Source organism: Leuconostoc kimchii IMSNU 11154 (assembly GCF_000092505.1).
Lineage (GTDB): Bacteria > Bacillota > Bacilli > Lactobacillales > Lactobacillaceae > Leuconostoc > Leuconostoc kimchii.
The window spans coordinates 18,995-29,616 of record NC_014134.1; the positions used below are offsets into that span (position 1 = coordinate 18,995).

Below are 10,622 nucleotides of genomic sequence, written 5' to 3' on the forward strand. Positions count from 1 at the left end.
TCGCTTGATTCTGTTTTAATCAAAGAATGAGAATATATAAAGAAAATCGTTAAATTTTTCTGTATTTGGAATCAACCCCCTTTTTGTTGTAAACTGATTTTATGTTTAAAAAAAGAATTAGACTCAATACATCAAAGCTGTCAGTAGTATTATATGGCACACTTATAGGTTTTTTAACAGGAATAGTTGTTAGTGTCTTCCGCTGGACAATTGAAAAATTGCTTCAATTTGTGCAAACGCTGTATCTCGATATTTCACATGGCAATATAGCGTTAATATTTTTAGTGATAACTGCTAATTTAATTTGTTTTTTAATTGTTTCATGGATGTTAAACAAAGAACCTAATATATCCGGTTCCGGCATTCCACAGGTTGAAGGTCTATTATTGGGTGAACTAAAAATAAACTGGTGGTCGACATTGTGGCGGAAATTTATATCAGGAATTTTGGCTATTGGTAGTGGTTTAATGCTGGGGCGGGAAGGTCCTTCAATTCAACTGGGTGCATCAATTGGTCAGGGTGTGGCATCATATAAACGTCTTAGTCATAATCAATCGAAAGGGCTTATAGCCAGTGGTGCCGCTGCAGGTTTATCAGCTGCATTTAATGCACCTTTAGCCGGCGTTATGTTTGTATTGGAGGAAGTCTATCACAGTATTTCTCCCTTTGTCTGGGTTGGTGCATTGACAGGCGCAAGCGTTTCGGATTTTGTCTCTACGGTTTTGTTTGGCCAAACACCAGTTTTATCTATTGGACACTTAAGCGTTTTCCCGGTACAGTTATATGGTTTATTGTTGGTATTTGGTATTATATTAGGCTTATTTGGCTTTTTATATCAAAAATTTTTACTATTCAGCTTAAATTGTTACAGTAAAATTAGGGTTCCTAAATATTTATACGGTATCGTGCCGTTTATCTTGGTGATACCGATTGGAATTTTATGGCCAAATCTTTTAGGTGGGGGAAATAATTTAATTTTATCACTGAAAGAAGCACCTATGACAATGAAAATGATCATCGTAATTTTGTTAGTTCGATTTGTTTTCTCAATGATTAGTTACGGTTCCGGTCTGCCAGGGGGAATATTTTTACCTATTTTGACTCTAGGTGCACTAAGTGGCGCATTGATGGCTCATATATTTGTCTATTTACATCTCATGAGTGCAAATTATGCTTTAAACTTTATTGTGATCGGTATGGCAGGTTATTTCGCATGTATTGGTAAAGCACCATTTACTGCAATTATTCTTATCTTTGAGATGGTTGGGAGTGTGACCCACATTTTACCTTTAGCACTTGTAAGTTTAGTAGCCTACTTAGTAGTTGATCTATTAAATGGTGCACCAATATATGAATCTTTATTAGAACGTTTGTTGAAAAGAAAACCAGCGCATCTAGCGATGTCCTCCATGATAACTATGGAAGTCACTGTTCTTGCTGGTGGTATGCTAGAAGATCAACAAATAAGAGACTTACAACTGGAATCAAATAGTTTGATTACACTGGTCAGAAGATCTGAAAATGTACTGATTCCCAAAGGAGACTTAGTATTACGTGCTGGTGATATTATTTATATTAGAATGAACCAAAAAGATGCAAAAATTACTAGAAATCAACTATCACTTAACAACTAAATAAATTTCAAAAACACGATTTTAGAGTTTTTGCGTCGAAAAGATAAATTCGTTATCAATTAAATTACAATTACAGAAATAATTACCAGGAGATTCTTTTTTACAAATAATTGGAACCAGCTTTAGTTTCAAATTCAATTGAGATAACATCGCTTTATCGTAATTTAGAGTGTTTTGATTGAGTGAGCACATCGTAATAGTGAAATTATATTCAACATAATTGTATCAAAATAAAAATTTGCCTAAGAAGAGGTGGAGTATGATGATATAAAAATTAGTTTTGTACTAACCATCAGCTTTTTTTGGTGTAAGTTCTTTGTTTAAACAATTTCTATATATTCCTTTTTTGCTAATAAAAAATCATATTTTTTTAATTAGAGACAGAAAATGTCTTTTTAAAAATTATATCGTAGGATCAGGACAATAATATATAGCGAAATTTGATTTGAATAATAAAACTATGGTATATTTAACTTAATTTAATTTAAACGGTTGGGCGCAAGCTTCAAGAATTGTTAGTCGGGGAACTAGCATTTTTTGGAGCTTTTTAAATATTAGGAGAAATAATGGAATATCTATTAATCATGTTCTTAGTCATAGTTACTATTTTTCTGGGAAAGGTAGGCACCTGGTTTGGTTTTTCTGAAGTTGTTGGGCAACTATTTTCAGGTATCATTTTAGGATCCAGCATATTTAATATAGTACAGTCAAGTAATTTAATCCACTTGATAGCTGAGATAGGTATTTTTTTACTGATGTTAAATTCGGGACTAGAGTCGGATTTAAAGGAAATGAAAAGATACATTAAAGCATCGTCACTCATTGCAGTTATGGGGGTACTACTACCCTTAATTACTTTTCCGATTGCATTTTTATTGCTTGGATATAATATACAGACTTCCATATTTGCCGGTGTTGTGTTCTCTGCAACTTCAATATCTATAACGTTAGCTGTACTATCGGAACAAAAAAAATTAGCCACTGCAATAGGAGCAATCATACTTTCGGCGGCTGTAATAGATGACATAATTGCTTTGTTTGCGGTGACTTTATTTTCTGTTTTAGTAGGTGGAGGTGCACTGGGGATAAACAGTATTTTACCATTACTCGCTTTTGCGTTAGGTATACTACTCAGGAAGTATAATTTTTCTGATAAAATTGGTGTTATCAGTACGAAAATGGGTAATTCTTTCTTTTACCCTGTATTTTTCGGGTCCATCGGTCTTGAAATCGTAATCCAGGGACTGGGAGATAAGATAACAGCTATTATAATTTTTAGTATTTTAGCTATTGTCACAAAATTTGTTGGCTCGTTATGGGGAGCAAAAATTTCTGGTCTAGATACCAGAGTTTCAAGTGCAATTGGGGCAGGCATGATTTCTAGAGGTGAGATGGCCCTTGTGATTATTCAAATAGGTATATCATCACATATTATTGATGATTATACTTCAGCGGAGTTTATTGTTGCTGTCATCGTTTCAACAATAGTAGCTCCGATAATCATGAAACCACTGTTCAAAAAGATTTGATATTACAATTATAAAAGTTGCTATATTAGCAGATGGCTGATTGGTTTCTGTCAGGTTATGCGTTATAAAATTTCATTTTGCTACTTAAATAGGGTTCCAAGCCAATAAGTGAAGGCCATTGTGAGCACTCCTGTGAATATGTTGCGCAAAATAGCTGGAATTATTGGTGCTCGTCCCGCCCAAGCGCTTAGCCAACCAGTTAAAAAAAGTGCCCAAAGCGTTGCCAAAATTGTTCCTATAACTTTCAGATTGTCGGGTAGTAATATCACGGATAGTAATGGCCAGATACCACCAGATATTGAGGCAATAAATGATGATACTAAGGCATGTCCAGGGCTTAAATACTTTCCAACTACAATACCGTACTTAATTTGTACATAGTGTTTCAAAGCATCATTTGTCATCAGGTCATCCGCCACACGTGTGGCTAATTTAGGATCAGCACCCCGTTGTTCATAATATATAGCAATTTCATCATGCACAATTGTAGGTTGGGTGGCCAAAAGGGTCTCAGCTTTTGCAACCACTGCTTTTTCTGTATCTTTTTGTGACGAAACCGAAACAAACTCCCCTGACGCCATAGAAAAAGCAACAGCGAGCATTTCAGCAATACCAGCTACAAAGACGACTGTATTATTGGTAGTCGCACCAGTAATACCGAGGATGACACCAGCGCCACCAATAATTCCGTCATTGGCACCTAACACTCCAGCACGAATAATATTTAATTTTTCTGATAAAGTCAATTTTTTGTATTCCATATTACGCAGCCATTAATAAGCCAATTAAGTATGTCACGGACATTGTTAATAGCCCCATCAGTACGTTTCGTAAAATCATTGTTTTTTTTGGTGTATTTCCATACACGGCTGAGAAATAGCCGGTTAAAACCAAGGCGAAAATTACAAAAATAAGAGTTATGACGACACGGTATGTCATCGGGACAAAGATCATACCGACCATTGGCAAGATGGCACCAAGGGGGAAAGCCATCATTGAAGCAATAGCAGCTTCAGCTGGCGAGATAAAATCATCCTCATTTATGCCATAGCGTGCGTGTAAGGTTTCTCCTAATGCATCTTTTTGCATGCTTTGTTGCGCAAGTAACCGTGCATTTTCCTCACTGATGCCATCTGTTTGATAGTGTTGTATCAGAAATTGAGCTTCTTGTGAAAAATTATTAACTAGCGCACTTCTTTGTTCGTCTTTAGCTGAACGCTCTGAATCTAATTGTGAATTTACGGATACATACTCACCTGTGGCCATTGAAAAAGTACCGGCGATTGTTGCTGTCAGGCCAGCCAGAAAAATTGTCCAAGTATTCATTGAGGCCCCATAAACACCAAAAACAACGCCAGCAATTGAAATAATACCGTCGTTCGCTCCCATCACAATGGCACGTAGAATATTTATTTTTTTACTAATTTGTATATCCATGTGTAAATTATAACATTTTATTTTACGGTTAATTACAAGAATTAAATGAACATTACAAATTACTGCAAAACATGCCGTGGTGATACACAGTTGATTATTTTCATTGATCTTATACTGATCAAATAAGTGGTTTGGTCTCATTATTTGACGCCCACTAATTAAGTATAAGATCATGTATTTGTGCTATAATGAGCAAAGGAGGAATTAAATAATGACTAACAATGAGATGAAGTTGAAAGATTACGGACCACATCCATTTGCTGTTGACCTTAATCAGGCGGCTATAAAAAATGTTAATTATCGCACAACCTTGTGGACAGGAGATCATTTTCAAGTTACTTTAATGGCAATTCCACCTAATGGTGGTGATATTGGAATGGAAATTCATCATGGTAATGACCAGTTTATTTATTTAGTTGAAGGTGTCGGACATGTTCAGATGGGAAAAGATAGAGAGAAATTGACTATTGATAAGGATATTACTCCTGGTGAGGCCATTATTATTCCTGATAATACTTGGCACAATGTTATCAATGTTGGTGATCAGGTTATGAAGTGCTACTCTATCTATTCACCAGTTAAGCATGAACACGGTGTTACAGAATCGACCAAGGAAGAAGCTATCATTCAAGAAGGGGAGCTTGAAGGCTCTGAAGAGTAATTTAACAAAGCATACATTTATTTGACAAAAGCGCATAAGCGCTTTTTTTTCAGTGTATGAGGAGAAATGATGAAAAAAGTAAAGAAGATACAAATTTTAGGAATGTTAGTTTTGATAATATTGAATTGTCGGCGATATTTTATGATCAGAAATCAATAAATTGAACTACTTTTGTTCAGTTGCTTAGGCAACATTTGAAATTTTGAGGTAAGGTTGCGATTATAAAAATTAGTATACCACCCGATAGCTGCTTGGAATTCAGTTGATGTTTGGTATGTTTTCAATATAACTCTTCCATATGTCCCTTGTCGTATGTTTGCCATTGCTGCGAGTATGAATGTTTCGATCCAGACTTTTGATATTTAATATTAAAATCAGCACTTGTGTATTGTGATCCCCCTGACCTTTTCCGACAGTTCACAAAGTCAGGTTTAAGCTTTTTTCACAATCTATACCAATTTAAAAATCGTCACTGGTTAATGCTTTAAATTTTCTTTTTTGTGTTGATGTTAGTGAATTTTGAACATAACTGTCAATCAATAATTCTATTACTTCGTAGTCAAACTTTGTTTTGTTAATAGCTTTGAGTGCAGCTAATTCCGTTTTAATACTTTCAGAAATTTTAATCTGCGACTTTTGATTGACAAATTTTTCTTTATTAGATTTTTTGTTTTTAGTTTCAATAGTATCTGTTTTAATTGTAGATTGTGGTTTTGGTGCTACTTTCTTTTCTCTACTATCATTTAAAGAAAATTGTTCTTTAGCTGGGATGTTACCTTGTACTCTTGGGCTCATTCCTTTTAGTACGCTATTACTCATTTTAGTTTACCTCTTTTTCATAAAAATTTAGTCTAGTAATTAGCTCATCTGTGACTTCGTTATACTTTTGTAGAACTTTTAAGTCATGTCTATCATGATTTGTAATTCCATTTATATCAAAGCGTTTAATACGTTCCATTTGTGGCACAATTGTTGAGAAAATATTGCTTTCACCGAAAATTTCTTTGGCATTTTCAATAATATATTCATCAACTGTTCCAGTATTTTTTAAAAGAACTGGCAGTAAACCTACAACTGTTAGATTTAGATCATATTTTTCATTTAGTTTATTTAACTCTTCGATATAATTTTCAGCACCAGTTAGTGAATGTTCTTGTGTTTGTAGTGAAATTAAAACATAGTCAGAACTAGTAACAGCATTACGTGTAATTTCTTTAGACATTGGTGGAACATCAATAATAATAATATCAAAGCTTTCTTTTATTGGATCTAATAGTTTTGAAAAATAAAAATCTTCGTCTGTTTGATTGTCTGTGTTTTGGTATAAAAACTTGGCAAATTCTTCGAAATCAATATTTGAAGGCATTAAAAATAAATTATCAATAATTTTTATTGGTAGATCATCAATTTTATTGTCAGCAATACCACGCATAAGTGTTTTTTCAAACGTGAGTATTCCGTCTTCATCTTGGTTTAACTTTGTTAAAGTTAGTGTTTTTGTGGCGTTTGCTTGGGGATCAAGATCAATAACTAAGGTCTTAATTCCTTTTTGCGCTAATGTATATGCTATTAGAATACTATTAGTAGTTTTTCCTACACCACCTTTGAAGTTTCCAACTGTTAGCGTGATTGCTTGTTTTCTATTTGTTTTTAATTCCATGATTAGTCCTTTATAAAAAAATAATATATAACTATATAACTATTTATAAATATAACTATATCACTATATATAAATATATCAATAGATAAATATAACTTTTTAACTATTTAACCGGCTGTACATACTGGTTTTATAGTGTTTATAAATAGTTAAATATCCCGTTTTAACTATTTCACTATTTATAAATATCTATATATATAAATAGTGAAATAGTTAAATAGTTAAATATCACTATTAAACAAATATATTGTTGACAGGGTGATTAGGGTGTATTATATTGATAGTGTTAATAAAAAAGAATAAAAGAAAAGCCACCAAGGATTGCCGTCCTTGATAGCTACATACATCTTATTTGTTTGATCAATGTAGCTCTATTATACAACATAACCTTTGTGTTGTAAATGTGGGTGATTTCAAAAAGAGTGAAGCCAAACACTTTAAGGGGTATGGTTGATATGACAGGTAGGGGGTAGTTGTGTTTCTTGCAACTCGGTAGATCCAAATTGCTGTATCAGGTATACGAAAAAATAGACAAGTGCCATTTTCCCAGACACTACTGTACAAAAATATTTGGGTGCTACACAAACAATCCATACTGGGCGTGTAGTAGGGTGAGAGCGACCATTAACGGCTCGGCAGGTAAAACGGTGTTCAAGGACACAGAGCTTGTCTTTAAACTGTATCGTGACAAAGAGAATAAATATAGTGATACAGCGCCAATAAGGGCGTTTTTTTATTGGTTCAATGACTAAGTAATTGATTAAAGCAAGTGGGTAAAACCAAAGCTTGTATGGATAAGGTGACGGACGACTGAACGATCGGTCAAGTGTTTGTTTGATTAAAGTTTTTTTCTTCCCAAAACAAGGGAAAAACTTTCTTCGGCTCTAAACTTCCCTCACTCTCAATCAAGCATTTGTGACTTGCTTGTGTCAATAACTTCTTTTAGTTTTCTCTATTGGTTTTGATTTAAAGACATTAAAAAAAGCCACAATAATAATAATAACCACGGGCGAGCTTAACTGTTGTGTTGGCAGTTGCGCGGTTTCCGTTTCTAGTGGCAGATAATCCAGAGCTTGTCACCTGCCAGTGATAAGCTTTTTGATTTAAAAAAATAACCCCCATACTGCCAGACGAGGGGGGTTGTAAATTAATGATTGTGATCCTCAATATAATTCTGCAACGAGATTAACACTAAGCCAGCCAAAATCTGCCAAAGTGTGGCTTGTAGCTGTTGCAGTACAATTATAGAAGCTTTCACGAAGGAACACCTCCCTTCTGGGCGTCTAATCACAACGCCTAAGATATATCATAGCAGGAAGAAGTCCTGCTCCTAATTGTTTTAATTACGACGGATTGTATATATTTCGATCTTTTTAGCTATTGTGATCTTTAATCATATATTCATGGTAATAAAATATGGTATACTTAAGGTAATTATTTTTTTCGCGTGACCCATCAGGGAACAGCTCTGCTGTGACCAGGGACTAAGACCGATAGGTCGTGGACCGGTGATGGGTCAAAGTGCTTTATTATAAGGATAAGGTGCTAAAGATGAGAAAAATCGCGTAGCCCCCAAATTACTAATAGGGGGGGTAAATTAACCGAAAGACAACTAGTAAAACCCCCAAGTTCGTATGGGGGTTAAGGGTTACAGGAGTTTTGTATCAATGTGCAAAATTACCTAGCATGTCCTATAATATGTTTTCAAAAATGAGACAATATAATAAAACAATCATTTAAATCGGCATATGTCAACTATTGTAATGAATATAAGTAGCCACTTTTTATGACTATGAATTTCTTTATTACTGTTTTATCAACACTAATATTGTGAATTTTTAGTTGTATATTGTTGCAATGTTCGGGATCTGTTATTAACCTCGTTTTTTTGCTAAGATATAGATACTTTTTTAGTCTCCCAGTTAGTAAATATTTATATATTGTGATGACATAAGAAGCGTCTTGACCTATATTCGATACAATAAACCAGGACGATTAGGCTACCTTTTAAAACTGACCAGTCTGTTCTCCACGTGACTTGGCATAATCTATTCAGACTTTAAATTGCATTTTTTTATAATCAGGAATCAGTGTTTATAGTCATTTTTAGTGAGGAAGTGTTGGCATGAAAGATTTATCGCAACAACCGATTATCTTTACTGGTAAACTTAACAGTTTGACACGACTACAAGCCCAACAATTGGCAGCGATGTTAGGGGCGTTTCCTCAAACTAACATGAATCAAAAAATAAAGTATGTGATTGCTGGTCAAATAGAGCAGTCCATGTTCGAAATATTAACCACCAAAAAAATTAAGTATGCTGAGACGCACAGCGTTGAAATTTTGAATGAAAGCGAATTTTTAAAGTGGTGTATTTGGCGCTTACAACAGAAAAATTCTTTTTAGTCACGTGTGATTTGGATTAAAAACAGCCTTTCGTTCTTTTTTTGAACAGAAAGGCTGTTTTTTTTACGTACTTTAGTAATTAATGGTTGCTGGTTAACGATTTGAGGCGCTTTTTAAGATTTTGTGTATCAATAGACTATGCAAAGTTATTATATCTTAAAGCGGCTTTTAAAGGGATTGAAAGGGCTTTGATTCAAAAGCTATTTCTGAAAATACTAATACTATGTTATTTGGATTAAAATTGTTTTGGTTTCACTAAATAGTCGACATCAGTCTGGGTTGCTCAGAAGTCCAAGCAGCCATTGGTTGGTATATCAATTTTTATAATCCCAATCGTATCTCAAATGTCGCCTAATTAACTGAACAAAAATAGTCCAATTTATTGACTTCTGAGCACGACAGCTGCCACGGCATTTTCTTGACCATAACGGTCATTGAGAAAATTGCTGGTTACTTCAAAAAAGGCGCTCTGTTGCTCGTAGGGCGCTTCTGCGAGTTCTTCAGGTAAAGTGACAATCCAAGTCGCTAACGCCTTTACATCGTCTCTTTTCATGCAATAAACGTCATTTAAACGCGCATTGAAGCGTGACAGCATATCAGAACCATCCGCCATGAGCTCTTGATTCAGATAGGTTTTCGACACATCAATTTCTTTGTTAGTGTGATGGTCGGTTTTACGTTCAAAATGGACCGCTAAACCGGGTACTGCGCCACGCGTATTTTTCTTTAAATGCGCCATCAAAAATGCCTCCTCGAAAAAGGTTTTCCAAGACCAGTATAACACCGTTGAAAATCTGGTATAGCCTGTTATACCAAAATAGTATTTTGGACAGGCTCTGCGAGGCGCGTCATCGACAAGCGATGACAGTAGCTTGTCCCCTTCGTACTGGGGAAACTGCTATTTTACAGCGCCACTTATCCGGCTTGTAAAACCTCCGGCGGGTCACGCCGTGACGGGGCAATTTATCATTGCAGGATCGCTTTCAGCGGGAGCATGTCATGCAGAACGCTACCCGCGTTGGGCAAGCTGGCGTCAGCTTAACCACATAAAATACAGTAAAAAAGATGAATCATATATTCAAAAAATGGATGGTTTTTTTGAGTATATGATCATTCTTGTTTACAATTACTTTGATAGTTGCTGGTTGGCTAACATTCCACAAGGATAGATTATCACCAATGAATGCCTCTTTACGACTATTTGTTATCCAAAAGAAATTTGCGCTAAAATAATTGAATTATCTATAATTGATTGAGGGGGAATCAGATCATGAAAATATCAGAATATTGTTGC

The 10,622-nt window shown here is 34.9% G+C and carries 8 protein-coding genes and 1 pseudogene; 4 read left to right on the top strand and 5 right to left on the bottom strand.

What is annotated here, in order from left to right; translation table 11 throughout:
* Nucleotides 1-101 precede the first annotated feature (101 nt).
* Both LKI_RS00410 and LKI_RS00415 read left to right on the top strand, forming a co-directional pair.
* Nucleotides 102-1,634 (top strand): ClC family H(+)/Cl(-) exchange transporter, encoded by a 1,533-nt coding sequence (locus LKI_RS00410; protein WP_013102145.1) that lies wholly within the window; start codon nt 102-104, stop codon nt 1,632-1,634.
* Between the two features lie 566 nt (nt 1,635-2,200).
* Nucleotides 2,201-3,163: a cation:proton antiporter gene (locus tag LKI_RS00415; RefSeq protein ID WP_010277818.1), complete on the top strand. Its 963-nt coding sequence runs from the start codon at nt 2,201-2,203 to the stop codon at nt 3,161-3,163.
* An 80-nt stretch (nt 3,164-3,243) separates the two neighbouring features.
* Here the strand turns inward: LKI_RS00415 and LKI_RS00420 are convergent, their stop codons facing one another.
* Together LKI_RS00420 and LKI_RS00425 are read right to left on the bottom strand one after the other, a co-directional pair.
* On the bottom strand, nt 3,244-3,924 hold the full coding sequence (locus tag LKI_RS00420) for a VIT1/CCC1 transporter family protein (RefSeq protein ID WP_013102146.1): 681 nt from the start codon (nt 3,922-3,924) through the stop codon (nt 3,244-3,246).
* Between the two features lies 1 nt (nt 3,925).
* On the bottom strand, nt 3,926-4,600 hold the full coding sequence (locus LKI_RS00425) for a VIT1/CCC1 transporter family protein (RefSeq protein WP_013102147.1): 675 nt from the start codon (nt 4,598-4,600) through the stop codon (nt 3,926-3,928).
* A 211-nt stretch (nt 4,601-4,811) separates the two neighbouring features.
* On the opposite strand from LKI_RS00425, the gene LKI_RS00430 reads away from it, so the two are divergent.
* Nucleotides 4,812-5,261 carry a cupin domain-containing protein gene (locus tag LKI_RS00430; protein ID WP_013102148.1) on the top strand — a complete coding sequence of 150 codons (450 nt, stop codon included), beginning with the start codon at nt 4,812-4,814 and terminating at the stop codon, nt 5,259-5,261.
* Between the two features lie 459 nt (nt 5,262-5,720).
* Here LKI_RS00430 and LKI_RS00435 read toward each other — a convergent pair whose 3' ends face one another.
* Nucleotides 5,721-6,080 (bottom strand): hypothetical protein, encoded by a 360-nt coding sequence (locus tag LKI_RS00435; RefSeq protein WP_013102149.1) that lies wholly within the window; start codon nt 6,078-6,080, stop codon nt 5,721-5,723.
* A 1-nt stretch (nt 6,081) separates the two neighbouring features.
* Nucleotides 6,082-6,921 (bottom strand): ParA family protein, encoded by an 840-nt coding sequence (locus LKI_RS00440; protein WP_012304962.1) that lies wholly within the window; start codon nt 6,919-6,921, stop codon nt 6,082-6,084.
* A gap of 2,125 nt (nt 6,922-9,046) precedes the next feature.
* Here LKI_RS00440 and LKI_RS00445 point away from each other — a divergent pair.
* Entirely contained in the window at nt 9,047-9,328 is a 282-nt protein-coding gene (locus LKI_RS00445; RefSeq protein WP_013102150.1) for a BRCT domain-containing protein, read from the top strand.
* 394 nt (nt 9,329-9,722) lie between these two features.
* On the opposite strand, the pseudogene LKI_RS10685 reads toward LKI_RS00445, so the two are convergent.
* Nucleotides 9,723-10,067: pseudogene (locus LKI_RS10685) on the bottom strand (plasmid recombination protein); the annotation flags it as partial.
* Nucleotides 10,068-10,622: the final 555 nt, after the last annotated feature.

Coding starts and splice junctions, on each gene's coding strand:
- LKI_RS00430 (WP_013102148.1), top strand. CDS start 4,812: ATGACTAACAATGAGATGAAGTTGAAAGATTACGGACCACATCCATTT.
- LKI_RS00435 (WP_013102149.1), bottom strand. CDS start 6,080: ATGAGTAATAGCGTACTAAAAGGAATGAGCCCAAGAGTACAAGGTAAC.
- LKI_RS00420 (WP_013102146.1), bottom strand. CDS start 3,924: ATGGAATACAAAAAATTGACTTTATCAGAAAAATTAAATATTATTCGT.
- LKI_RS00415 (WP_010277818.1), top strand. CDS start 2,201: ATGGAATATCTATTAATCATGTTCTTAGTCATAGTTACTATTTTTCTG.
- LKI_RS00425 (WP_013102147.1), bottom strand. CDS start 4,600: ATGGATATACAAATTAGTAAAAAAATAAATATTCTACGTGCCATTGTG.
- LKI_RS00445 (WP_013102150.1), top strand. CDS start 9,047: ATGAAAGATTTATCGCAACAACCGATTATCTTTACTGGTAAACTTAAC.
- LKI_RS00440 (WP_012304962.1), bottom strand. CDS start 6,921: ATGGAATTAAAAACAAATAGAAAACAAGCAATCACGCTAACAGTTGGA.
- LKI_RS00410 (WP_013102145.1), top strand. CDS start 102: ATGTTTAAAAAAAGAATTAGACTCAATACATCAAAGCTGTCAGTAGTA.